Source organism: Treponema sp. B152 (genome assembly GCF_024181665.1).
Taxonomy (GTDB): Bacteria; Spirochaetota; Spirochaetia; order Treponematales; family Treponemataceae; genus Treponema_B; species Treponema_B denticola.
In genome coordinates this window covers 782,197-808,694 of record NZ_CP058668.1, presented here as the reverse complement: position 1 = coordinate 808,694, position 26,498 = coordinate 782,197, and the positions used below count along the sequence as shown (strand labels likewise).

The 26,498-nt window shown below is 35.2% G+C and carries 21 protein-coding genes and 1 pseudogene; 14 read left to right on the top strand and 8 right to left on the bottom strand.

Translation table 11 applies throughout. The features are described from left to right. Positions 1-15: 15 nt before the first annotated feature. Positions 16-696: pseudogene (locus tag HYB91_RS03590) on the bottom strand (M3 family metallopeptidase); the annotation flags it as partial. A 337-nt stretch (positions 697-1,033) separates the two neighbouring features. Here HYB91_RS03590 and HYB91_RS03585 point away from each other — a divergent pair. From HYB91_RS03585 to HYB91_RS03560, 6 genes are all read left to right on the top strand, one after another. Further along, entirely contained in the window at positions 1,034-1,171 is a 138-nt protein-coding gene (locus HYB91_RS03585; RefSeq protein WP_002675403.1) for a hypothetical protein, read from the top strand. A gap of 316 nt (positions 1,172-1,487) precedes the next feature. After that, the gene (locus HYB91_RS03580; protein ID WP_002675407.1) at positions 1,488-2,819 is read left to right on the top strand and encodes a radical SAM protein; all 1,332 of its coding nucleotides are present in this window, start codon (positions 1,488-1,490) and stop codon (positions 2,817-2,819) included. Continuing rightward, positions 2,809-4,152 carry a radical SAM/SPASM domain-containing protein gene (locus tag HYB91_RS03575; protein WP_002675409.1) on the top strand — a complete coding sequence of 448 codons (1,344 nt, stop codon included), beginning with the start codon at positions 2,809-2,811 and terminating at the stop codon, positions 4,150-4,152. Before HYB91_RS03580 ends, HYB91_RS03575 begins: the two co-directional genes overlap by 11 nt. After that, complete coding sequence (locus HYB91_RS03570; RefSeq protein WP_002675411.1) at positions 4,149-4,772, top strand: hypothetical protein; 624 nt, start codon at positions 4,149-4,151, stop codon at positions 4,770-4,772. Before HYB91_RS03575 ends, HYB91_RS03570 begins: the two co-directional genes overlap by 4 nt. Beyond that, positions 4,765-6,393, top strand: coding sequence for an ATP-binding cassette domain-containing protein (locus tag HYB91_RS03565; protein ID WP_002675413.1), 1,629 nt, complete (start codon positions 4,765-4,767; stop codon positions 6,391-6,393). The genes HYB91_RS03570 and HYB91_RS03565 overlap by 8 nt, the downstream gene beginning before the upstream one ends. A gap of 26 nt (positions 6,394-6,419) precedes the next feature. Beyond that, positions 6,420-8,063 carry an ATP-binding cassette domain-containing protein gene (locus HYB91_RS03560; RefSeq protein ID WP_002675420.1) on the top strand — a complete coding sequence of 548 codons (1,644 nt, stop codon included), beginning with the start codon at positions 6,420-6,422 and terminating at the stop codon, positions 8,061-8,063. A 288-nt stretch (positions 8,064-8,351) separates the two neighbouring features. On the opposite strand, the gene HYB91_RS03555 is transcribed toward HYB91_RS03560, so the two are convergent. Next, positions 8,352-10,145: a M3 family oligoendopeptidase gene (locus tag HYB91_RS03555; protein WP_002675422.1), complete on the bottom strand. Its 1,794-nt coding sequence runs from the start codon at positions 10,143-10,145 to the stop codon at positions 8,352-8,354. 30 nt (positions 10,146-10,175) lie between these two features. Continuing rightward, positions 10,176-10,772 carry a carboxypeptidase-like regulatory domain-containing protein gene (locus tag HYB91_RS03550; protein WP_002675424.1) on the bottom strand — a complete coding sequence of 199 codons (597 nt, stop codon included), beginning with the start codon at positions 10,770-10,772 and terminating at the stop codon, positions 10,176-10,178. A 132-nt stretch (positions 10,773-10,904) separates the two neighbouring features. Between HYB91_RS03550 and HYB91_RS03545 the strand changes: the two genes are divergently transcribed. The 8 genes from HYB91_RS03545 to HYB91_RS03510 all read left to right on the top strand — a co-directional run bounded on the left by HYB91_RS03545 (position 10,905) and on the right by HYB91_RS03510 (position 22,387). Continuing rightward, a complete protein-coding gene (locus tag HYB91_RS03545) occupies positions 10,905-12,179 on the top strand; it encodes a leucine-rich repeat domain-containing protein (RefSeq protein ID WP_002675427.1) in 1,275 nt (424 codons plus the stop codon). A gap of 125 nt (positions 12,180-12,304) precedes the next feature. Next, positions 12,305-12,952: a TetR/AcrR family transcriptional regulator gene (locus tag HYB91_RS03540; protein ID WP_002675430.1), complete on the top strand. Its 648-nt coding sequence runs from the start codon at positions 12,305-12,307 to the stop codon at positions 12,950-12,952. A 99-nt stretch (positions 12,953-13,051) separates the two neighbouring features. Then, on the top strand, positions 13,052-15,421 hold the full coding sequence (locus HYB91_RS03535) for an efflux RND transporter permease subunit (protein WP_002675431.1): 2,370 nt from the start codon (positions 13,052-13,054) through the stop codon (positions 15,419-15,421). Between the two features lie 28 nt (positions 15,422-15,449). After that, positions 15,450-17,192 (top strand): ABC transporter ATP-binding protein, encoded by a 1,743-nt coding sequence (locus HYB91_RS03530; RefSeq protein ID WP_002675433.1) that lies wholly within the window; start codon positions 15,450-15,452, stop codon positions 17,190-17,192. Positions 17,193-17,208: 16 nt separating this feature from the next. Beyond that, positions 17,209-18,966, top strand: coding sequence for an ABC transporter ATP-binding protein (locus HYB91_RS03525; protein WP_002675435.1), 1,758 nt, complete (start codon positions 17,209-17,211; stop codon positions 18,964-18,966). A 47-nt stretch (positions 18,967-19,013) separates the two neighbouring features. Beyond that, positions 19,014-19,799: an outer membrane lipoprotein-sorting protein gene (locus HYB91_RS03520; RefSeq protein WP_002675437.1), complete on the top strand. Its 786-nt coding sequence runs from the start codon at positions 19,014-19,016 to the stop codon at positions 19,797-19,799. A 311-nt stretch (positions 19,800-20,110) separates the two neighbouring features. After that, positions 20,111-20,626 (top strand): hypothetical protein, encoded by a 516-nt coding sequence (locus tag HYB91_RS03515; protein WP_002675439.1) that lies wholly within the window; start codon positions 20,111-20,113, stop codon positions 20,624-20,626. Positions 20,627-20,872: 246 nt separating this feature from the next. Continuing rightward, positions 20,873-22,387 (top strand): hypothetical protein, encoded by a 1,515-nt coding sequence (locus HYB91_RS03510; RefSeq protein ID WP_002675440.1) that lies wholly within the window; start codon positions 20,873-20,875, stop codon positions 22,385-22,387. Positions 22,388-22,728: 341 nt separating this feature from the next. On the opposite strand, the gene HYB91_RS03505 is transcribed toward HYB91_RS03510, so the two are convergent. The 5 genes from HYB91_RS03505 to HYB91_RS03485 all read right to left on the bottom strand — a co-directional run bounded on the left by HYB91_RS03505 (position 22,729) and on the right by HYB91_RS03485 (position 26,461). Next, a complete protein-coding gene (locus tag HYB91_RS03505; RefSeq protein ID WP_002675442.1) occupies positions 22,729-23,280 on the bottom strand; it encodes a hypothetical protein in 552 nt (183 codons plus the stop codon). A 7-nt stretch (positions 23,281-23,287) separates the two neighbouring features. Then, positions 23,288-23,536 (bottom strand): hypothetical protein, encoded by a 249-nt coding sequence (locus tag HYB91_RS03500; protein ID WP_252508155.1) that lies wholly within the window; start codon positions 23,534-23,536, stop codon positions 23,288-23,290. Between the two features lie 102 nt (positions 23,537-23,638). Next, a complete protein-coding gene (locus tag HYB91_RS03495) occupies positions 23,639-24,121 on the bottom strand; it encodes a hypothetical protein (protein ID WP_002675445.1) in 483 nt (160 codons plus the stop codon). A gap of 242 nt (positions 24,122-24,363) precedes the next feature. Continuing rightward, the gene (locus HYB91_RS03490) at positions 24,364-25,350 is read right to left on the bottom strand and encodes an ankyrin repeat domain-containing protein (RefSeq protein WP_002675447.1); all 987 of its coding nucleotides are present in this window, start codon (positions 25,348-25,350) and stop codon (positions 24,364-24,366) included. After that, the gene (locus tag HYB91_RS03485; RefSeq protein WP_002675450.1) at positions 25,340-26,461 is read right to left on the bottom strand and encodes a hypothetical protein; all 1,122 of its coding nucleotides are present in this window, start codon (positions 26,459-26,461) and stop codon (positions 25,340-25,342) included. Before HYB91_RS03485 ends, HYB91_RS03490 begins: the two co-directional genes overlap by 11 nt. Positions 26,462-26,498: the final 37 nt, after the last annotated feature.

Genomic DNA, 26,498 nt, shown 5'->3' with positions numbered 1-26,498 from the left:
ATCAAAAAGATAAAGTTATTTTTTCTTTGCTTTTTTTACGAGCTTTTCAAATTCGCTTATCTGATCCGTAAAAATCTTTATGCCTTCTTCCCAGAAGTCCGGAGTTTCGATATTAAAGCCTGCACTCTTTGTTACCTTAACGGCATCCATCATACCGGTCTTTTTTAAAATATCCTCGTAAACGGAAGTAAACTTTTCTCCTTCCTTTTTATAGCGGTTATAAAGACCGAGAGCAAAAAGCTGGCCGAAGGCATAGGGAAAGTTATAAAAGCCCAAGTCGGCAGAATAATAATGCCCCTTAACAAGCCACATATATGGATGAAGCAATTTAGAATCAAGGCCGTTTCCATAGCTTTTCTTTTGAGCGTCAAGCATCAGGCGGCAGCAGTCTTCAGCTGTGAGTTCATGCTTTTCCCTTTCTTCCATAAAGGAGCGTTCAAAATAAAAACGAGAAAGAATATCGATCAATACCTGACATCCGTCTTGAAGGTGAATTTCCAATAGAGCCGTCTTTTGCTCTTCATTCATTTTTTTAATTTCGCTTTCAAACAAAATGGTTTCTGCAAAAATAGAAGCTGTTTCGGCAAGGGTCATAGGATAGCTTTGATTTATTACGGGCATATCTTTTACAACATTAAAGTGAAAGGCGTGTCCCAACTCATGTGCAAGGGTACTGACCGAAGAAAAAGAGCCGTCACTGCGATTTTCGAAGCAAAAAACTTTCAGGCAGGGGAAGCCTCGACCTCTTAAAAATATCCCGCAGAATAGTCAACATTGAGTCGAGCAAAAACAGTCCTGTGCCCAATATCGAAGAAGAAGCAGCCCTGTGCCAATGAATAAAATACCTTCCGGATTTTTGTAGATGATTTTATTACTTTTTGATTTATTACTGATTCACGAAAGTCGGTTTTTAAAAAAATATATTATAATTGAATTTTTTAACAAAATTACGATTTTTCTAAAGAATTTTGACATTAAGGGGTTGAAAAAATTTAATTAATATGATTAAATTAGATACTAGGAGGGCTATAATATGAATGAAAATAATAAAAAAGAATCCGAATTTGAGATTCTTGAACTCATCAAGAAAGAAGATGAGATTAATTTGTGTTGCCACTACAAATGGGATAATGGATCCAAAAAAACTGAAGATGATCGACAGTATAATTAATGGGCAATTATCAATCTATTAAGTTGAGAAGTGCTAAAATATTTTGTTTTAGCACTTCCTCTTTCGTTGTATGTGTTTTTAGTTAGTAATTTTGTTAATTATATACAATTAAAAATGGCACATGATATTGTATATAATTCAATGAAAAGTTTGAGGAGAATGCTCAGCTGAGATTATAAGATGACCAACAAAGATGCTGATTTACCCTAATTGTCTCGCTTAAATAGTACAAGGCTAAAGAGTCTGAGATTATGATTGATTTTAAAAAGGATGCTATGTTGCATGAGATATTTGGTCTAAAAAAATGGATTCTATTATGCTGTTCTATACATTGACCGACTATTATTTATATATCATCAGCCCCTCACAAAAGACAGTTTTTCTATTTAACCGTATAACAAGTCAATCTTTTGTTCTTAAGTTTTCGATTTTTGAACAATTAAAAAGTGATTTAAAATTTAATAGACTAAATACTTGTACAAAAAAACTCGTATCTTTTATAAAAAACACCACAAAAGAAAGTATTGATAATTTTTGTAAAGAAAAAATTAAAAATAAAAATAAAAAAATTAAAAATCTTATACATGGTGTAGTATTTTTTGTTACTTACAAATGCAACATGTCATGCCCTAACTGTATTTTATATAGAAATTTGAAAACAAAAAGTTTGCCTACCTTAAAGGAATTCCCTATATCTTTAGCATATCAAATAATTGACCAACTTGTTGAAGATCATAAAAGTACTAATGTCCCAATATTAATATCATTTTCCGGAGCGGAACCAACATTATGTTCTGAATTTATAATTAATGTAATAAAATATTGTGAGGAAAAATATGTTGAATATGATTTTGAGTATAGTATAAACTCTAATTTATTAGTTTTGGATAAAATAACCATAGACCTGTTTAAAAATTATAATCTTGCAATTGGGACTAGTCTTGATGGATTAGGGATAGCTAATAATATTAATCGAATTGCAAAGAATAATAGTGATATATTTACTTGTGTAGACAAAAATATAAAAACGATCAATTATTCAAATTTTAAATCAAAAGTTAATCAAGTAGTTATTATGATCTCAAATAAAAATTATAAGTTTATTGATGAATCGTTAATAGAATATATTATAAATGAATATAATATAAAAAAAATATATATCACAACAGATGCCACCTGTATAATCAACGATAGTATTGACAATATTATAATGAAAATTTACTCAATGGTTGAAAAAGGACAAAAATTAGGAATAAAAATTCATGCAGAACCATTTAATGCATATGATAATTTGATTTCGTATAATACTGATACTGCATGTGGAGCTTTTAGTGGTGCAGGCTTTACTTTATTACCTGATAAAACAATTTCATTTTGCTCATACACACCAGAAAGAATTCGTTTCAGTAGTATTAATGAATTAAAATCAAATAAAAATTTTATAGAAATAATCAGAAGTAAAAGTGTCGGCCAACTAACTCGTTGCAAAGGATGCTCTCTGGAAGGTTCGTGTATTGGCGGCTGTCATGCCGCATTTAATACAATGAACAATAAACTACAAAAATATAGATGTTCTTTATATAAAGAGGGAACTAAATTTATGATAAAAAAATATCTTGAACAACAGGAAGCTCTATATGAAGTATAATATTACAAAAAGATTAAAACTCGTTGATTTTGAGAATGAGACTTTTGTATGGAATTCCATATTTTCACAACCAATGATAATAAATAAAAAATTAGCTAATAAATTGGAAGAGCTAAAAGAGAAAAAATCTATAATTAATGAATACGATATCTTTTCTAAAGATATATGGGATGTTTTAATAAAAAAAAAGATACTAAAACCTGTTAATATAGATGATCGAGATATACTTTTAAAAGAGAATTTAGAATTTATTACTAACTATACTCCAAAAATGACTAATAATTTAGCAATAATAACAACAGATAATTGTAATTTAAATTGTAAACATTGCATATTGCTCAGAACACGAAAAGCTGCAAATAGAAAAACTGAAGGAGTATTTACTGCTACGAATATGATAAAGGCAATAAATAATTTTAAATGGTACAATAAAGCACAAAAAAACTATATTTCTTTAGTTGGGGCAGAGCCTACATTATGTTGGATAGAAATATCTAAAATGCTAAAATATTTTGAAAAACAAATAAAATTAGGGATATTGCAATTTTCAATGGTATCAAATCTTGTTAATATTGGCCATAAAATTATCAATGATATTATAAACTATGATATTTCAATTATAACAAGTATGGATGGTCCCCCAAATATAGATATAAAAATTCGCCCTTTGCGAGATAGTATATCACAAAAAAGATTAGTTGAAACAATAAAAATATTAAATCTATCGGGTAAAAAACACATATACCACATCAATATATTTATAAATCAAAATAATTTTGATTACATTACAGTCAATTTTATTACCTGGCTAAAAAAAGAATTATTAATTGACTCTATATATTTGACAACAGATACATTAACAAATATTTCAGATAAAAATTTGTATGCACTATTACAAAAATACGAGGAATTATATATTTTCGGATTGGAAAATGGAATAACAGTAAAAGCAGATCTGTTCGTTCCATTCGATAATTTTTTTAAAAATAGATTTTCGTATTGTGATGCAATGTGTGGAAGTGGATTATCTGTGTATCCTAACGGAGATATAACGACCTGCAATTTAAGTACTAATTATATCGGAAATAACTATGATTTTTGTAATATCAACATACCAAAACTTAAAACCTTTTATCTTGAAAATATGCGAGGTGCTAACTCTGAATGTATAAATTGTGAACTTGAAGGCATATGTGCCGGAGGTTGTTATTTAATAAGAGAATACGCCAAAAACATAAATCAAGATTTTTTATATATTTCAAAATGTAAAGCATATAGAGAAATGACTAAAAGGTTGATTATTCAAAAACTAAAAAATAGGAAATCTAAATGAATTCCAATATTGCACAATTAATTGAAGAATTAAAAAGAAAAGGATATAATCCTGAGTTATATTGTTATAATTTAGAAAAAAAAAACAGCTATTATGTAGATTTAGTATCTGATACACTTATTACAAGTAAACAATTAAATGATCTGAGCGAACTTTTGAATGATATATATGTTCATTTTCCAAAAGACTTTAATTATAAATTTTCTTTTTTTTATTCTGAGACAATGACTATTTTTTTTGATATATATAAGTCTTCTTTTTTTATAAAAAAATACAAACTCATTATATCTCCAGAATTAAAAAACATTCATGAATTAATACATGGTTTTGCCTCTTGTATAAATTGTTATGCTAATAAAATATTAGAAGAAGGTTTGGCGATGTATCTTTCATGGGTTATAACTGATTCATTTCCTCAAATTCAGAGTTATAGTATTTATGACTTATCAAATTTAACAGATTGTAAAACAGATAAAGATTATATTTTGAGCGGGTTACTAGTACAATTTTTAATAAAAAATAGAAATGATTTTTTTGAGATATATAGTGCCTCTGTTCCAAACAATATGAATTTTATTAAATCTATCATAGATTTAAATAAGGAGATTTATAATGCGTAAAAATATGTTTTTTAAAATATATTTAAAGTATACACCTATTTATACCGTTATTTTCGTATTGGATTTATTTTCCATTTATGTATTTTTTAAATTATCCGATTTTTTAATAGCATTTACACAAAATATTTCAGAATTTACGAATACTGCGAATGGAATTTCTTACTATCTGATTACATTATTACCGATTTTTTTATATTTTATTTCCCTGGTATTTGATTCCTTTAAGTATAAACTGATTCAAATATTTTTATTTACCAAACCTAATGAATTCTTACAAGTGCTTATATTAAAAAATATTATGACTTCAGATTTAAATATAAACAATATTTTAGATATCAACCGCAAGATTAACGGTTTTACATCAGCTGTTGCCTCAATTAGAAGCCCCATATTGAATATTTTAAAAATATCCGTTTCCATATATGCCGTTGCCAAATTCAACTTTATTGTTTCAGTAATCGGTTTTGGTTGTATGCTTATCATATTTTTTGTAGGGCGCAGATTTTTAAAATATGAAAAACGGGGATTTGATAATATAAATACTGCTCAGTCCCATAGCATCGATTTATTAACTGAAATGGCGGATGCATCTTATACGATCCATTTTAATTCTGCGGAAGATTTTTTTATACACCGTTTTACAAAAAGCATAGACTATTTAAGCAAGAGTTTTCAATTAACAGGTTTTACGGGAAGATTTCGGGAGCTTTTTTTTACCATTTTTCCGTTTATTTTACCTCTTATGTTTATATACATAAATTTAAATAGTACAAATAAGATAGGAAGTCTAACGGGTGCTTACTCGGTTTTCCTCCTTTTTTTGCCCGTTGTTGTAAGTTTAATAAATACCAATTTTAAAACATATAAAAGCTTAAAATTCTTTACTGACCTTAAACCGTTTATTAAAAATAAAGAACTTACAGTTTTCCCGGAAAGAATAAACCGCATTAATATGGAACATATTAACCTTACACTGGACGGTAAAAATATTTTAAATGATGTTAGTTTAGAATTTAGGTCAAATGAAAAAGTAGGCATAATAGGAAAAACAGGTTCCGGCAAATCAGTCATTGCAAAAACACTTATGCTTAATCTTGCTCCTTCATCCGGGCAAATAAAATACAACGGAAAACAGGTTTTATACGGAACTTCTGCAGGAAATCTTATAGGCTATGCAGGCTCGGATGCTTTTATTTTTTCAGGAACATTAAAGGAAAATATTTTATTGGGATTGGAAAATTATGATAAAGTTTTTTTAACTAAAGCAATAAAATTATTTTCTTTTTCTTTTGCAGAAGATGATGTACTCCATAAAAATTTGTCGGGAGGCGAGAAATCAAGAATAGGGGTTTTACGTGCTTTAATACGTAAACCGGACTTTTTAATTATAGATGAAGCCCTATCTTCAGTGAGCTCAAAACTGGCAGATGAAATAATACGGTTCATACAACCCCATGTTAAAACGTTAATCATAATATCTCACCGTTTTTCTGATATAAAAGATATGGAGCGGATGATTATGATTAAAGACGGTTGTGTAATTTTTGATGAACCTAAAGATACCGCTATGCAAAATGAATTATTACAAAGTCTTTTTATGGAACAAAGAGAAACTAAATAAATTACTTGTTTTAGGAGATTATATTTATGAGATTAATTAAATTTTATTTGTATTTTTTTAAAAATTATAAAAAAGAACATGCAATACTCTTATTAAAAGAGTTATTTATCTCTCTTTTTATTATTCCAATTCCAATAGGTATAAATATTTTATATAAAAACAATGACCCTCAAATTCTTTTTTATCTTTTTATTTCAATTACCGTATGGTTTATATTTTCAATTATTTTACTTAAAAAACATATACAAGTTTTTTTATTTGAACCGATTCATATTATTGCAGTAACTTTTTATAAAAAATTTTTAAATGCACGTGAAAAAATAAATCACGGTTTTCTTATAGACTCTTTTAATTCAAACGGAATGATGTCTATAGAATATCTGGAAATAATCGCATATATGCTGCTTTCTTTTTTTAAACTTATACTTGTAATTACCATTTGCTTTTTTATAAATTCAAAACTTCTTATTATATCTGTAATTCCCGTTTTATTTTTAATTCCAATTCAAATTTATTTTTATAAACATATGGAAGAAAAAATATCAAATGCATCAAAAACAAATAAGGCATTGCAAAATACCATTTCTGAAATAGGCAATGGCATAGAAACAATAAGAAAATATGAAGCTTCAAACTATTTTTTAAATCAGTTTTTTGCTAAAAGTAAAAAAGCAAGAGCCGCTAATATTAAAAAAGCTTGCGGAAATTATAATGAATCTCTTCTTACCGATATGATAAAAACTCTGTATATCCCTTTATTTTTTGTCTTTACGGCTTTTATTCCTTTTTTTAAAATTATGCCGGAAGTTTTTCTTACATCGCTTACATACATCTATTTTATAACGGGAATATTATATGAGTTTATAGATTTCTTTTCTTTTATACGGGAAACTGCGGTTATGACTGAAGAACTGATATTGAGTTTTCCGTCTCAAAAAAATATTTCCGGTAATATTAAAAATATTTTTCCAATAGAATTTAAAGATTTTTCCATACATATAAATGAAAAGAAAATACTTGATTCCATTAATTTAAAAATAGACAAAGATGAAAAAATAGCTATTGTAGGAGAAACGGGCAGCGGTAAAACTTCTTTTTTAAATGCAATAATCGGCAGTATTGAGCCTTCATCAGGCGATATTTTATTTGCAGGAGAAAGGGCCTGTAAAACAAAAAATAGATTTGCTAAAATTGCCGCAGCGGAGCAACAGCCTTATTTTTTTAAAATGTCATTAACTGAAAATATATTTTTTTCTTTAAAAAACTATAAAAAAACCGAACAGACAATGAAAGATGCAGAACTTAAAGAATTTTATGACCGGCTGGAATTTGGAGGATTGACTTTTCTAAAACCGGAGGTTCTTTCACAGGGAGAAAAATCAAGACTTTCAGTATGCCGTATAAATGAAAAAAAAGCGGAACTTATTATAATGGATGAAACAACGGCAAATCTCGACTCTGAAACGGAAGCAAAAATACTTCCTAAAATACTTAAGAAAAAAGACACTACCGTTTTATGTATTTCACATAGACTTTCTACCGTAATGAAATTTAAACGGGTATTGTTTTTTAAAAACGGAAAAATAATATATGACGGAACCGTATGTAATGAACTTTTATCTCATTCGCTTTTTGCCGGTTTATTTAAGGAACAAATATATTTACAATAAAACTTTTAAACGGTGTTATTTTCTGCAACTCAAGACAAATAATCAAATTAAAGGCTTAGTTATCCTATCTTTTATCTCATTTGCCCATCTTATTTTATCTTTTGCCTCATCACCCCAATTAGAATTCTTCATCGGAAACTGACGGCGGCAAACTCGTTCAAAATTTATTTTAATTTAAGCTCAAAATAAAAAGACATATTTAAAATCAAAAAGCCCCGACCTTTTCATTCAAAAAAATCGGGGCTTTTAATCGGCAGTTTATAAATAATTTTATCAAAACAATAAGGCTTATTTTTTCTTTGCTTTTTTTACGAGCTTTTCAAATTCGCTTATCTGATCCGTAAAAATCTTTATGCCTTCTTTCCAGAAGTCAGGAGTTTCGATATTAAAGCCTGCACTCTTTGTTACCTTAACGGCATCCATCATACCGGTCTTTTTTAAAATATCCTCGTAAACGGAAGTAAACTTTTCTCCTTCCTTTTTATAGCGGTTATAAAGACCGAGAGCAAAAAGCTGGCCGAAAGCATAGGGGAAGTTATAAAAGCCCAAGTCGGCAGAATAATAATGTCCCTTAACAAGCCACATATATGGATGAAGCAATTTAGAATCAAGGCCGTTTCCATAACTTTTCTTTTGAGCTTCAAGCATCAGGCGGCAGCAGTCTTCAGCTGTGAGTTCATGCTTTTCCCTTTCTTCCATAAAGGAGCGTTCAAAATAAAAACGAGAAAGAATATCGATCAATACCTGACATCCGTCTTGAAGATGAATTTCCAATAGAGCCGTCTTTTGCTCTTCATTCATTTTTTTAATTTCGCTTTCAAACAAAATGGTTTCTGCAAAAATAGAAGCTGTCTCGGCAAGGGTCATAGGATAGCTTTGATTTATTACGGGCATATCCTTTACAACATTAAAGTGAAAGGCATGTCCCAGCTCGTGTGCTAGGGTACTTACAGAAGAAAAAGAGCCGTCAAAGTTGCAAAGAACTCTGGGTTCCTTTGTTACGGGAAAATGAGTACAGTAGGCTCCGCCGACCTTGCCGTTACGGACCTCACCGTCTATCCAGTTGGAGGCAAAGGCCTTTTTTGCAAAGTCTCCCATGTTCTTTGAAAATGAAGAAAAGTTTTCGATTACCAAGGCCTTTGCTTCTTCCCAAGTATATGTCGGAAATGATTTTGAAACCGGAGCAAAGAGGTCATAAAAGGGTAAATCCTTTTTGCCTAAGAGCATGGCCTTAGCCTTTAAATACTTTCTCCATGAAGGAAGAGAATCTTCGATGGCGGAAATTAAGGAGTCAAGAGTTTTTTGAGTTATATTTGCCTGCTTTACAGATTTTTCGATTGTGCCGCCCTTCCAGTTACGCCTTTTATTTAAGGTGATGGAAGTTCCTTTTACGCCGTTCAAGGCTGCGGCAACGGGTTTTTCGATGGACTTGCAAAGCTCAAGTTCTTTTTTAAAAGCCTTTTCGCGGACAGCCTCATCCTTATCATAGGCCATCGCTCTAAGCTGAACCAAGGTTTTTTCTTCCTTAGTTTTTTCATCCCAAATACATGAAGCTGTGGAAGTCATCGTGCTCTGTAATTTGCTCCAAGCCGAAGCACCGGAGCGGGCAAGATCGGCAGCCAAGGATTCCTCTTCTTCGCTCATCTGTTTTTTTTGCCAAAACAATGTATCTTCCAAATAGAAGGAAGCATATTTTAAATCCTTGTCGTTTTTTATCAAGGCCTTTACCTCTTTAGAAACGGAAGCCAAGATATTCGAAAAGCGCACTCCAAGGGGCGTAAACGGAACAAAGAGAGCCGATATCGAGTTAAGCTCAGATAAAGCTTCTTTGTTTTCGGTATCGGTTGTATACACGGCCGAAGCATAGGCATAAAGAGTTTCGGCTTCGGCATTAAACTCGTTTAAAATATCCAAAGCTTTTACCAGCCATTTTTTTAAGTCCTTATCTGAAAAAGCCTTTAAGTGTTTTTCAAACTTGGAAGTCAATGCAGGAATTTTCTTTTTTGATTCCGCATATTTTTTTGATTTAAAATCGGGATAAATATTTTTTAAATCCCATCTCGGTGCAGTTTTGTTTTGCATTAGTATCTCCTTATAAAATTTGTAGAAAAATTAAAGTTTAAAGAATATTGAAGCTTCTCCATAGTCTCCGTTCCTATCGGTTATGCTAAGTTCAAGTTTATTCTTACCGGAAAATTTTACCCCATCCGTTGAAATCTGTATAAGAAAGGATGTCATTTGGGCATCAGAAAATTGTTCTTCAACATAGGAAAGAGTCAATATTTCGCAAAATTCACCGTTTACAGATACGGTTAAAGATTCTTTACCTATATCGAGAACAATATTTTTTTCGTTTGCCTTAAACTTACTTAGGCTCATGGGTCTAAAGTAGACCATTAAATAGTTACCTGCTCCCTTAACTTGAAAACAGTGTAAACCGTATATCTCAATCACATCTATTTTAGGATTAATTTCCAAATCCTCATCAAGGTCTATATTTTGACTCCAGTATTCAAGATAATTTTCTTTGTACTCTTTTACAGCAATAAAAAACGGATAATACTTCGGCTCAGCAGATAAATTGAATTTTCCTTCATTATTTGTTTCATCGGAATATTCAATTTCGAATTTATTGTTAAGGAGGGCTACGAGGGCTTTTTCAAGAGGTTTATTGTTTTTATCGTAGACCGTTCCGTATATTTCTTTCATAAGTCATTCTCCGGTTTAGCTATAAAAGCTGACATAATTGTATAATATAAGAGAGCTTATGTCAATAATAACTAACCCCATATTTTTAAAGATAACCCTTTGACAATTTTCAAACTGAGGCCTATAATATAAATGATGGAAGAATCGAAAAAACTGTTTATAATAATACTGCTTGCAGCGGGATTGTTGACCGCTGTCGCTGCGACGGAAAACGCAGGCAGGGCGGTACTCGGTATAAGCCCGCATGAAAAAGAGATAACCGTGACGGCGGTAACGGCAGACGGCTCGCCCGTACAGGTAGAAGGCTGCACGGTTACGGAATTCCCGAGCGGCGAAGAAACGGTACTTACGGCAACGGGAACAAAGGTTGTCCTTAAAGGTGCTCTTATCGAGCTGGTCTGTTACAAAAACCGGCTGACTTCGCTTGATGTCCGCGGTTTAACTGCTTTGCAGGAGCTGTATTGCCAAGACAATATACTTACTTCGCTTGATGTACGGGAATTAACCGGCTTACATACGCTGTATTGCGGCAAAAATCGGTTTACCGCACTGGATATACGTGGGTTGACCGCTTTGCAGGAGCTGTACTGCAATGATAACGAAATCGCATCCCTCGATGTACGGGGGCTTACCGGCTTACATACGCTGTACTGTGACAATAACCGGCTGACATCCCTTGATGTGCAGGGGCTGACGGCTTTACAGTGGCTGGACTGCCACTTCAATAAACTGACCTCACTCGACGTGCAGGGCTTACCTGCTTTACAGGTACTGGAATGCAGCTCCAATCAGCTTACCTCGCTTGATGTACACGTTTTAACGGCTTTGAAAAATCTGTACTGCCAAGACAATAAGCTGACTTCGCTTGATGTACGGGGATTAACCGGATTACGTACGCTGTTCTGCAACGATAATCGGCTTACCGCACTGGATGTACGCCGTTTGACTGCTTTACAGAAGCTGGATTGCAGTTCCAATGCAATCGCTTCCATCGATGTACGGGGACTTACCGGCTTACATACGCTGTACTGTGAAAATAACCGGCTAACCACCCTCGATGTACAGGGTCTGACGGCTTTACAGTTACTGGTGTGCTCGGATAATCAGATTACCGCACTCAATGTGCAGGGCTTACCCGCCTTACAGGCGCTGGGTTTTCAGCATAACCGCCTTGAAGAAGACGCCCTTATACGGATACTCAAAAGTTTGCCCGACCGCAAAACGGACGAAGAAGGCCTCGCCGTACTGTACAGCGAAGGGGAGAAGCTCCCTAAAGAAAGCGGGTCGGCCGTTCCCGCCTCAGCCGAGTTTCGAGCGGCTTTCAAAGCTGCAAAACAAAAAAACTGGAAGCTGTACATGCAAACCGAAGATGGAGACGGTACGGAAATTCGGTTGCAGGAGGAATAAGCAATGTATAATTGGTAATGAGCAGTTTGCATGCATAATTACTCATTAAATATTACCAATTACAAATTAAATAAACACCGTTTATGCCCCCTTTGACAATTTTCAAACTGAGGCCTATAATATAAATGATGGAAGAATCGAAAAAAAAGAAAAATGATACCTATACGGAAATTCTCAAAAATGCAAAAGCTGAGTTTTTGCAAAACGGTTTTGAAAAAGCATCGATGCGTTCCATTGCCGCAATGACAGGCATAACGGCCGGAGCTTTATACAAACACTTCCCGTCAAAGGCGGCAATATTTGAAGCTCTCGTAGAGCCGCTTATCGGACAAACCTTAAGTATCGGTTCCGATTTTTCCAAAATTGCAATACATTTATATGAAACTAAAGACTTTTTATCAACAAAAGAAGCAATACGCATATCGTTGCAAAATTTATGTACGCTGGTTTACAATCACTTCGATGATTTTAGGCTTTTATTTAACCGCTCGGCGGGAACAAAATACGAAAATATCCGTCACGAATTCGTAACGGCAGATGTTACAGCGTGCAAAAAATTCATTGCCGACTTAAAAAAACGAGGTATAAAAGTCCGATCCTTAAACGACGATCAGCTTCACTTAATTTACAGCACCGCCTTAACACCTCTTTTTGAAATAATCACACATGAATATTCGTATAAAGAAACCCAAGGCTTCATAGACATATTAACCGATGTGATGTATTTTTGCTGGAATAAAATTATGCAGCCGGAAGCGGAAATAAACAGATAAAATACTATTTTTTCCTCTTGACAAATTTTTAATGTATGGCTATACTAACAACTGGTAAACAGTGTTTACTAATTGTTAGTATTACAAGGGGATTGTACTATGAAACTTGAAAGTTTGCATATATTTTTTAAAAAGATCGGTGAGTTTCAATTAAAATACCGCTGGCTTTTACTCATCTTATTGACAGCTATAAGCATATTTGCCGCAATGGGCTTAAAAAAGTTTAGAGCCACGTCAATGACCGAAGAAGTTTTTGTAAACATTACGGAGAATATGAGAAAAAATGAAGACAGGTTTAAAGAGCTTTTCGGCAGCAATGACACCATAGTTTTGCTTATAGAATCCGATGATGTTTTTAAGCCTGAAGTTTTAAAAATGATTAAGGAAATCGGAAGCGAACTTTTGGAAAAAATTCCGTACGCCGATTCGGTTACTTCTATCACCGATATCGATATAAGCATCGGAACGGAAGAAGGAATCGAGATAAAAAATCCCTTTAAAGACGGTATCCCTGAAGATCCTGCCGAACTTAAAAAAGCAAAGGATTTTATCCTATCCAGAAAATCCATCGTAAATAAACTTGTTTCAAGCGATGCAAAAGAAACCTGGCTTGTTCTTTCGCTTAAAGCAACCCCGAGTAGAGAAGAATGGATGAAAACTTCGGATAAGGAGCTTATGTATATCATGGGAGAAACAGCAATCGATATTGTAACAAATCCCAAATATAAAAGCTCCGCCTACACAATAAAACCTGCAGGTCTTCCCTACACTGAAACGGAAGAAAAGATTGTTATGAACGCAGATATAAAAAAATGCGTAAGCCTTAGTTTTATGTGTATGATAATTCTCCTGATTATTTTTGCACGCTCGCTAAGAGGTACGATAGTGCCTATCATCGCCACCACAGGCGCAATAGTTTCAGTTTTAGGTTTTATGGGGCATTTAAATATTGAAGGAAGTTCCGAAATGCTTTCCGTTCCAATAATTCTTGCAATGGCTCTTTCGGTCGGCTACTCAATTCACCTTGTAAATTCTTTTAGAAACAGTTTTTACGCAATAGGAAAACGTAAAGAAGCCGTTATCGATTCAATAGAAAATACGGGCTGGCCTTTATTTTTTACGGTTGTTACGACAGTTGCTTCCGTTTTATCGTTTTTAACGGTTGACCTCGAGCCGATGCATTGGATGGGGCTTGCAAGCGCCGCTATGGTTTTTGCGGTTTATGTCTATGTCAGCATCTTAATTCCTATTTTGATGAGTTTCGGAAAGGACTGTCCTCCTGAACAAAATAAGAGTGCAATAAGATATAAAAAGCTGGATTCTTTTTTTGAAAAGTTCGGAAGGTCCGTATTAAAAAAACGAAAACCGATTTTAATTGTTTTTGCACTTGTAACAGTCCTTTGTCTTCCCGGTATTTTTATGATAACCGTAAACATGGACAGTTTTAACTTTATGGGAACAAGAATTCCTTATGTAAAACGCATTTATGAAATTACACATTCTCAATTGGGAGCCTATTTTAACTACAATGTAATGCTGACATTTAAAGAAGAAGATGCAGTAAAAAAACCGGAAAACTTAAAAAAGCTGGAGGAGTTAAGCCGCCTCATATCGGGCTTTAAATTGACAAAGCTGAATAACGGAGTGCCGAAAATATTTTCAATTTTAGATGTTGTAAAAGATATGAATCAAACGATGCATGCCGACGATCCGGCCTTTTATACCATACCTGAAGATGAAGACCTCTTAACTCAACTTTTATTTTTATACGAAATATCGGGTGGAGAAACTTCCCGTTGGGTTGATGACGAATTCAGGACTCTCCGAATGACCGTCGATGTTGCCGCCTTTGACGGAAATGAACTTGCCGCCAATTTGGAAAGCGTGTATAAAAAATGTGCGGAACTTTTCCCCGATGCGGAAACCTTTTTAACAGGAGCTGCAGCCCATGCCGCAGAAATGAATAACAAAATAGTATATGGAGAAATAAATTCTTTTTTTACATCTCTTGCAGCAATCGGTGTTTTAATGATGATTGTATTCGGAAGTATTAAAATGGGACTCATAGGTCTTATACCTAACATTATGCCCATTATTACGACAGGAGCGATTATGGGCTACTTCCATGTTCCTCTAGATATGGTAACAATGGCGCTTATGCCCATGGTTCTCGGTATAGCAGTAGATGACACAATCCATTTTACCAACCATACAAAGTACCTATTTGAAAAAGAAGGCTCTTATGATAAAGCGATTGTCGGTTCTTTTTATTCCATAGGAAAGACACTTGCAATGACTACGATAATTTTGTCGGTTACTTTTTTAATGTACATGGCAAGCAAAATAGATGCATTCCTGCGATTGGGAATCTTAGCAGCCGTCGGTCTTTTTTCGGCCCTCATTGCCGACTATCTGATGACACCCGTATTAATTTATATTTCAAAACCTTTCGGAAAAGAGAAAAAATAATTATGAACTACTTACACATGGAGGTATTATGGATATCTTAAAAAAACATATCGGCGCAATCATCGTTCCGGTGGTTTTCGCAATTATCGGTGTTGCCTGCGGCATTGTTCCGTACTTTGCTGTTGCATCTATTGTGACAGAGCTGATAAACGGTGTCACGGATTACCGCGTTTTCTTGCCTTATGCAGGGCTTATTCTTGCAGGGTTTGCAGGGGCGCTTATCGGGCATTCTATATCGACAATCGGTTCCCATAATCTTGCGTTCAGTGTCATCGAAGATACGCGGAAAAAGGTTGTGGAAAAACTGAGCCGCCTTTCGATGGGCACAATAGAAGAAAAAAGTAGCGGCAAGTGGTCTCAATTTGTGGTAGAAACACTTGATAAGATGGAAAAACCTATTGCACATGTAATCCCTGAAGTATTGGCGAATGTGCTCATTCCGGTTGTCATTGTCGTTATCATTTTTATATTAAATTGGAAGATCGGTCTTGCAAACCTTGTAACGCTGCCGCTCGGTATACTTTTTTCGATGCTGATGATGAAAGATTACGAAGCAAAGTCCAAGCGGTACATTGAAGCGTCAAAAAAAATGAATGCTGCCGCCGTCGAATATATTCAGGGCATCAAAGTTATCAAGGCGTTTAATAAGTCGGCTTCATCCTATGATAAATTTCAAAAAGCAGTGGAGGACAATCGGGACTCTATGCTCGACTGGTATTTAAGCGTATGTTTTGCCATGATAGCTGCGATGGAGGTTCTGCCGTCTACGCTCCTTATCGTATTACCGGTAGGGCTTTACCTCTTTATGACCGGAGGGATTACAATTCCTACGCTGATTATGTGCATTTTGCTTTCGTATGCGTCGTACAAACCGCTTTTAAAAGCGATGGCCTATACGGATGCGATGGCAAATGTGCGTGTCGTATTCGGTGAAATAAAATCGGTGCTCGATTTACCGGAACTGATACGGCACGATACGGCTCCCGATCCGCAAGGCTTTGATGTGCGCTTTGAAAATGTGGTATTCGGCTACGGCGGAACACTGTGCGAAACGGACGGTGCAGCTGCCAAGAACGGTACAAAGGTGTTCGATGGATTGAACTTTACGGCAAAGGAAGGTGAACTCACCGCGATTGTCGGATCTTCCGGCAGCGGCAAGTCTACCATTGCAAAACTGCTGGCAGGCTTTTGGAATATCGACAGCGGACACATCACCATCGGCGGCGCTGACATCGGCAGCATGAGTTTGGAACGGAACATGCAGCTGGTTACATATGTGTCGCAGGAGAATTTTTTATTCAACAAGAGCATTCGGGAAAACCTAAAGATGGCAAAAGAGAATGCAACGGATGAGGAAATCGAAACAGCCTGTACAAAAGCAAGCATCCATGATTTTATCAAAAGCCTGCCTAACGGGTATGACACCAATGCGGGAAACGCAGGCAGTAAGTTTTCAGGCGGTGAACGGCAGCGGCTTACCATTGCCCGTGCGCTTCTCAAGGATAGTCCCATTGTCGTACTCGACGAGGCAACCGCCTATTCCGATCCTGAAAACGAAGCCGTTATTCAACAGTCCATCGACAACCTCGTCAAAGATAAAACCGTTATTATGATTGCACACAGGCTTTCCACTATTGTCAACGCCGATAAAATCATCGTGCTGGATAAGGGCCGGATTGCTGCAGAGGGAACGCACACCGAACTGTTACAAGATTCGCCGCTCTACCAAAAAATGTGGCAGTCCCATATCAGCGGCAGGGATAACGGATAATTGGAGGAATGCTAAGATGTTTGATTTATTGAAAAAGATATACACGATTGCGGGAAAGCAATCAAAGCGCATAACAACGATGTTTATCTGCGATATGCTTAAAAGCATATTCGAAGGATTCACTCTAGGCGGGCTCGGATATTTTTTACTGACGCTGAGCCGTGCAGTGTTTCAGGCGCTGCCGGTTACAAAAAACAACAGCATTACGGTGTTCTGTATTATGCTTATCGGCATAATAGGAAAGATTATCTTTGGGTATATTTCCGACCGAAATAAAAATATCGCATCGTATACGATGGGAGCTGAAAATCGGCTCGTCATCGGAGATAAGCTGAAAAACGTGCACATGGGATATTTTTCCGAAAGGAGACTCGGAGATATTTCCGGCGCATTAACAACGGTTATCACAGATGTTGAAACAATCGACATGATGATTCTCGAAATGATGTTTGCAGGAAGCATTCAAACGGTTATCATGGCACTGTTCGTATTCCCCTTTGACATGGTAACAGGCTGCATCATTTTTGTTACCCTTGCAGTAGCGATTGTATTCAATAATCTGTTCCAAAAAAAGACGGATGCGGTAACGGCAAAACTGACTGAGCTTAAGCTGCAGCTGCGTACCGATATTTTGGAGTATGTGCAAGGAATCGGCGTAGTAAAGGCGTTCGGCAGAACAAGCGAAGCACTCAAAAATGTGACGGAAAGTATTAAAAAAAGCAAGACAGGTTTCTTTGCCGTAGAAAAGACTCTGACACCTTCATTGCTGGTTTTTTCTTTGCTGCTAAAATTAGGAACAACCGCAATTATCGTGAGCGCCTTATACCGCTATTCGATTGGGACTATAGATATTGAAAAAACGCTGATGCTGATTGTCGCGAGCTTTGTGGTATTCGGCGGTTTTGAAATAGCCGGTACAATGCAGAGAATGCGCGGTGTTGCGGTGCAGAATTTGGATACGCTCTTTAAGGTTAAAAATATTCAAGCCTTACCGGAAGGCTCACAGCTGCCCCAAGGTGATGACGATATTACCGTCAAGAATATCACCTTCGGATACGGCGGAAAAAAGAACACTGAAGAAAAGCTCTTCTGCAACTTGGATGTGTATATTCCGAAAAACAGCGTAACCGCATTAGTCGGCTATTCAGGTTCGGGGAAGACAAGCCTTTGCCAGCTGATTGCCCGTTTTTGGGATGTCGATGCAGGTGAAATAAGGCTCGGCGATACCAATATAAAAGATTTTGCATACGATACATTTTTATCGAACTTTACATTTGTATTTCAGGATGTCTATCTCTTTGAAGACTCGATAAAAAACAACATCAAATTCGGAAAACCGGATGCAAGCGATGAAGAAATTATCGCTGCGGCAAAAGCAGCGCAATGTCACGATTTTATTATGGAACTGCCGGACGGTTATGATACGGTACTGCAGGAAGGCGGAAGCAATCTTTCAGGCGGAGAGCGCCAGCGTATTTCCATTGCGAGGGCAATGCTCAAGCCTAGCTCCATTGTTATCCTCGATGAAGCAACTTCAAGTGTAGACCCCGAAAACGAAGAGAAATTGATGAGAGCCCTCGATGAACTTTTAAAAAACAAAACTGCAATCATCATTGCGCATAGGCTTTCAACTATCAAAAACGCCGATCAAATATTTGTCATGGATAAGGGAAATATCGTACAACACGGCAAACACTCCGAGCTGATGCAGCAGGACGGTATTTATGCTCACTTTGTCGGTATGCGCGAAAAAGCTGCATCGTGGCAGGTGTAGAAAAAAAATATACAGAGGCAATAATTATAAATTATTTGGAGGTTGATATGAAAAGGATAAAACATTTGATTGTGCTGACCGTGTTTGCGGCAGCAGCAGTGAGCTTTGCGTTTGCACAGGAATTGACGGGAAGAGAAATAATGCAAAAAGCAAGTAACAGGGAAAAGGCCGTAACCGATTCTTTTAAGATGAGGATGACCCTTATAAACTCAAGCGGAAAAAAACGAGTGAGGGAAGTTTCAGCCTATTCAAAAGATTACGGAAAGGAAGAAAAAACGGTTATGGTGTTTTTACTTCCTGCAGATGTAAAAGGCGTCGGCTATCTTTCGTTCTCGTATGACGATGAATCAAAAAGCGATGACCGCTGGCTTTATATGCCTGCATTAAAAAAAGCTAAGCGCATAAGCGGTTCATCAAGCCAAGACTACTTTATGGGAACGGATTTTACCTATGATGACATGAGCGGCCGCAAGGTGGACGATTATAAACATACTCTTTTAGGCGAAGAAAAAATCGATTCTAAGGACTGCTGGAAAATTGAATCAATTCCGGTAAAAAAATCCATGTACTCGAAATATGTTTCATGGATAGACAAGGAATCCCTTTTAAACATAAAGGCGGAATTTTATGATGAGCAAGGTTCTATTTTAAAGGTGCTTACCGTCAGCGGTATCGAAAAAAAAGACGGCTTTTGGACAGGCAATAAAATGGAAATGAACAACCTGCAAAAAAAACATAAAACCTTAATTGAAATTCTAAAACATGAATTTAACAAAGAGATACCGGATTCTTATTTTAGAGTCAATTCGCTTGAGGAAGGGAAGATTAGGTAGAACTTTTGCAAATATGCGGGCATCTGCGTTGTCGCTTAACAAAAAACAGTCCTCGACGTACAATAAGTACGCCTGTGGGTGTTTTTTGTACGCTCCTAGCATCTACCTCGCCTATTTGCAAAAGGCTTTTTTTAAAAAGGAGGTGTGATAAACAGTTCGGCACAAATACTGCCTCACTGTTTATCTGCCGAGTTTTGTACACAAGGTACAAAACATCGCATTATTGTATGCAGCTTGTAAACAAACTGCGTGAAAAAACTTTTTTCAGGATTTGATAATCCTTACAAAAAGTTTTTATAGGAGGAATCCATATGGATATAATCAGGGCAATATTGGACGGCATAGCGATGGCGGCCATATTTAACGGTTCGGCGGCGGCTCTTGTAATAGCTAACCCAAGATATTTGATGGATTCATATCCTAAGGGGATTCAAAAAGCTGCACCTGAACCGATGAGTAAAAAAGAAAAACGGGTAAATAAAATATTTACGGTTATAGTAATGGGAACGTGCTGGCTTTATGGAGTAAGCAGTACATTATATGGCGGAATTCATACATTTAGGCTACTATTTTGTACCGCATATATTCATTGGATTATCGTGAATTTCGGTGATTTTTTCTTGTTGGATTGTCTTTTATTCCAAAAGTGGACTAAGTTGATTGTCATTCCGGGAACAGAAGATAACCCAATCTATCAAACAAAAAATTGGATGAAGGTTATAGGAATACCGGAGCATTTTTTGTTGTGGCCGTTTATAATAGTGCCGTTTTTTTCTCTGGTTCAAACAGGCATTGTAATGCTAATACAATTTCTGTTTTCCTTCTAAAAGTACACAGCAGAAAACGATTTCTTACGGTAAGCTGTATCGAAAAAACTTTTTTCAAAAAGTTTTTATGGGAGGTGTGATAAACAGTTCGGCACAAATAGTGCCTCACCGTTTATCTTTCGAGTTTGCCTCATCGGCAAACGTCGCATTATTGTATGTAGTTTTGCATAAAGCAAAACTACTTGAAAAAACTTTTTTTCGCAAATTGATATTTGCTGCAAAAGTTTTTATGGGAGGTATAAAGATATGAAAACAATACGAAAATACAGACAAGCATTCTTGTTAGGTACTACATTCTGTATGTTATTTTTTGCATTAACATTTCCGTGCGGTGCGCAGGAAGCAGGAGGAACATTATCCGAATATCAAGCGGCCGATGATTCAGGTGATGACGAATTTTCTGCCGATTCTGAAGATGACAGCGCAAAACCTGTATTTACGGTAAGCGGAAAACTGGAAACGGCCCACGGTCTTAGATGGAACAAAGGAGCCGAATACAGTCTGTCCCGTTCTATTGCTCAAATAAAAGGAGAAGTCCTTGCAGGTTCGGCCTATGCCTTTCTTTCAGCCTCGGCAGAATACAATTACCGCAATCCCGCACGCACGGGCTTTAAACTTAATGAAGCCTATTTCCGCTATTCGGGCGAGATTTGGGATTTAAGTTTCGGAAGACAGCTCATCAACTGGGGACAGGCTGACGGCTTTTCCCTTACCGATGTGCTGAGTGCAAAAGATTCTTCCACCTTTTTAGCTCTTTCTTCCGATGACACAAAACTTGCATCTGACAGTATCCGCTTAAGATTTTTCCACGATATTTTTACATTTGAAGCGATAGCCGTTCCGTTTTTTACCCCGAACAAACCGCCGCGATTCAACTTTGAAGACGGCGCAAAGGACGATCTATACTATATCGATACGCCGGACACTTACGATACCAAGACACCTCTCGGCTCAATACCAATTAAGTACACAAAAACCGAAAGCGCTAAACCTAAGATGTTTACCGACACGGAAGCTGCCGCCCGTTTTTCTTTCTTTTTACCCGGAATCGATTTTTCCGTTTCCGGTTTTTACGGCTGGGATAAAAATCCTCTCTTTGTAAAAAGCGGCTATGCAAAAAAAGGGCTTTTTAATCCTGCCGCTCCGTTCGGACCTTTAAATCCATATGTACCGAAAGAACTACACACCAATTTAAACAAAGAATATTACCGTATCGGAATGGCTGGCATTGATGCGGCGATTCCTGCAGGCGATATAACGATTAGACTGGAGACTGCTTATATCGGAGGCCGGTATTTTGAACCGAAGAATTTGCTTACAGAAAAGTCTATCAATGATTTAAAAATACAGACACCTGATGATGTTACGCTTGAGTTTAATTCAGCAATTAAAAAACACCAGCTATTGGCACTCGCAGGAGTCGATTGGATTAAGAATTCTTGGACGCTTAGCGCACAATATTTTGAAGACCTCATCCTCGATCATAAGGATGATATAGAAAGACCTATGCACAAGGGTTTTGTCAGTCTCAATATAAGCAAAACATTTTTGCGGGACACGCTCAAAGTTTCGGCAAGCGGAGCAGTCGATATAAACTACGGCAGCACATCAAGCACTTATTCGGTTGACTATTCCCTTACCGACAACATGCATGTAATTTCGGGCGGAGACCTTTACACCAAAGGCTATGACGGCAAAGGAGACTTTGCACAATTAAACAAGATAAGTTCTATATGGGTTAAGGGGAGGTTTAACTGGTAACCTCTTTTGAAAATATACACGCTGTCTGCTGCGTCGCTTCAAAAAAATTAATCCTCAACGTACATAAAGTACGCCTGCGGTTAATTTTTTCTCTCTCCTTGCATCCAACATGTCTATTTTCAAAAGTCCTGTCAGTGAGGCGGTTTAGTAATAAGTTGTTTTTTAAGCAGCTTTGAGCGGCGGACTGCTCAATTTTGTTTTTTAGCATTACGAAGAAAACAAAATTGAGCACCGCGCTTTTCAGGGCTCCGCTATCGCTGTCCGAGGGAGATAAATATAAAACTGTTTATATTTATAATCTAGCATAATTTTTCTTTAGCACTCCAACTATTCATAATAATTTAAAATAAAGATAATAATAAATAAACACCTCCAAGAAAGTCAACATAAAGAGGCAAAGCACATAATATAAAAACAAATTTTCCTAAAATTAACTGCAAATATGGATGATTATAGTTATCCGAATGGAAATCAAAAACAGCTTCCGTTATAATATTTTGCACAATACCCACAATTAAAAATAAAATATGAATAACAAAAAAAATAAATTTTGGTTTAGGATCAAAAATAGAAATATATGTTTTTGATAAAAGAAAAGAAGTTATATAAAGCAATATTTTAAAGACCGCCAGTAAAAATTTTATAAGTTTAGGATATATATTCTCAATTTTTGTTCTTAAAAGTTTAAAACTGAACTTATAAAAAGAAACTCCCAAACCAAATAAACATAAGTAAAGAATTTTTAAAGCATGAACTAATTCCCAAAAATCAATATTCTTATATTTCATATTTTCTTTTGCGGAAGGGAAAAAATAAAAAATCAAAACATAAACTATTCCAAGGAAAACGGAGGCAATAAGACAAGCCTTCGCATTAACTTTTTCGTAATTCATAATCCTCCTATGAAAATGCTCTTATGAACGTATATAACAAAGTAATACTACCGCCTATAAAAAACGGTACAACATATATTCTGCGGTATATTTTTAACATTTTTATATAGTCTTCCAATTCATATTTTTCGGTATCGAAAATTGAAAGCCCTTCATATATCGGTTTTAATACCGACAAAGGGACGAATTCAGGCATAAACAATAAAATTTTATCGATGCCTAATGATTCCAAACAATCTAATTTTTTTGAGATCAACCGTCCTCCTTTTATCTGCAAATAAAATCTCATTATCGCGCCCGATATGAAATATATAAATATTGAAATTCCAAGAAACGGATTAACTCGTATAACCATATATCATTCTCCTACCATTTTATCGAAAAAACTATGTAACAGTTTATCAGTAAAAATTTTACCTGCATTACCAAGTACATTAGAAAGCATTTTTTTTACATCAATATCTGCACCTGCACCAAGTCCTAGCTCTTCTTTAATATATAATGCAATATGGTTATCACTATCTTTTGCAAATCCAATACTGCCACGTGCTGCGAATAAAACTGCTAAAGAACCAGAAATGATTGGAGATTCTTCCATATCTCTCCCATCAGGAGCTGTATACTTAATCGGATTATATAGCTCGAAGCTGCGCTGCGAATACCCCGCATAATGATACACATGCAAGTTTACCGTATTGTATACGACTCCCATGCCCGGTAAGTTTTCGTTATCTTTCTTCGCTTTATCATCTATCGGAGCTGTGGTTAGGGGAGGAAAGACACTTTTGTCAGATAAAAGTTTCTTTACCTCGAAACATTGTTGGTTGTTACCCTTCCTCATAACCCTTCCTATCTTCAAAACTGCTGTTTAAAGGGCCGGTGCAAGCACCTTGCCCTTAAGAATTCTGAAGCTTTCTTATAGTTTTTATTATTGCACAAAATATAAAAATAAACAAGTGTCAGCACAGCGCATTCCGCTTCAATCGCTGTCCGAGAAAAGAGATAGTTGGGTTGCCTATGATTATAATTATTCTTCATCAAATATCCTCGGTGTACACATTTTCTTAATAAGTATGTTTATATTTAAAATTTTTCAAGCATTTCCTCATAATTATCAGGATAGGTATATTTTATATGATACTTCGTTCTATCAGAAATAGGCGTTGCATAATAATCGACACCCTGTCTTTTAAATTCGGCGATTATATCCTGCTTTAATTTATATTCTTTACTATCTAACGGAAACACCCAAGAATAATCACGTAAGATATTTACAGGATATATTTTTTCTTTTCGTGATATATACAAATTCTTATCTATCATAGGGTCATAACATGCTTCAGTTATATCAGCATGGCATTCTACTATAAGATAATAAGCAATGGTATATCTCTTCAAACGTAAAGCGAGGCTTGCAGCAGTAGTACCTGCATTTCGCCGTGCATCGATATCGGCGCCGTTATTAATCAGAAGCTCTACCAATAACTTACTATCTCCTGTAAATATTGCATTCATCAATACGGTTCTGTCACCATAAGATTCTTCAAAATATGGAATATTCGGATCTGCACCATATTTTAATAATAGTTTCGTATATTTAATATTTTCATTCATATCAATACTTTTGCCTTTCCACCGCTTGCCAACTGCTAAATACAGAGGCGTGTTATTTGATGCACGCTGCATAAGATCAGGATCAGCTCCGTTTTTAAGTAATATTTCTGCTGAATTATACTTACTGTTTACAATTGCCCAATACAACAGAGGTGTACCATAAAGAGGCTCACGGTAATTTATCAATTCTTTGTTCTCAGAACAAATTTGATTTATTTTTTTTATATTTTGCGAATTAACTGCTTTTGCCAAATCCCATGCAGGAGTATTCTTAAAAATATTAATTGATATGGACGGATCAGCAGAATTAAATAAATTTCCCATAGAACCCATTATTTTTACACTTAGCCAGCCTACCGTATATAGCGTTACAGGGTTAAAAATAATAATGAGACATATAAATGAACATAATAAAATAAAAATAATTTTTGAAGTATTAGATTTCCTAATTTTCATAATATTCTATCTCTCTAATTGCAGTATATGAAGCTTCAGTATCATCATCATAAAATATTTTAGCTTCAATCCAATTATCATTTTTATCATGTTTAATATAAACATATTTAAAATAAGCATCCGATTTTTCATCGAATTTTAATTTCCCTTCCAATAGTTTATTTCCATTATACTTTGCATCATAGAATTTCCACCCCATTGAAGTAGGAAGAGGCTCTATTTTACTAAGCCTCCCCATTTCATCATAATAAAATAATGCATAAGAATGAGTTTCTTTTAAATAATACTTTAAACTTTTATTAGCTCTTGCAATAAAAAAATTATTATCCATAGTATTTTTCATGTTAAGAGTTTTACTTATTCGGCCGCTTTCCAAAATCTTTTTTCCCTTAGAATGATAAAAATAGTGATTATATTTCAAAATATTCGGATTATCTTTAATATCAATGTATTCATAAGAATACATTAATTTATCATCAATATTTTTTAATTCATTATAAAATTCTTCACTAAATAAGATAATTTCATTATCCAATCTAAAATCATATATATTTGTTTGAAGACCAAGATCATTATATTCATTCAACTTTACTATTTTACCATCATAATATGGAGAATCTTCTACTTCAATAATTTTCTTTTGATCTTCGTCAAATAAAATTGCAGATTCTAATTGCATCAAACCTATATCTGCAGAACTATATTTATGACCGATAAAATTTTCACCTTCCGGGGTTTCAGCATAACTTTTTAACTTTCGTTTTATTGCAGGCTCATCCCACCGGCGCCAAGAAATTATTTTCTTATATCTAAAATTTTCATTCAAATAACGGGCATCAGTTGGAAATAAAGATATATCACCAAAATTAATATCTGACGGATAACTTGTATTATTTACAATATTAGCTCCATATGGAAAACAACTTTTTTTACCACTTCCTGAAGTATCAAATTCAATTTTCTCTTCTTTAGGAGTTTTGTCAATATTCTTAGAACTTTCAGTTATGGTATTCTGCTGAACATCATTTACAATCATCTTGTTTTCTCTTTTTATACATGAAACCAAAAGAACCAACATAAAAATAAAAATCATATTCCTTAAAATTTTCATTATTTAGTCTCCCTTAATAAGTTATTCGGGTAAAATG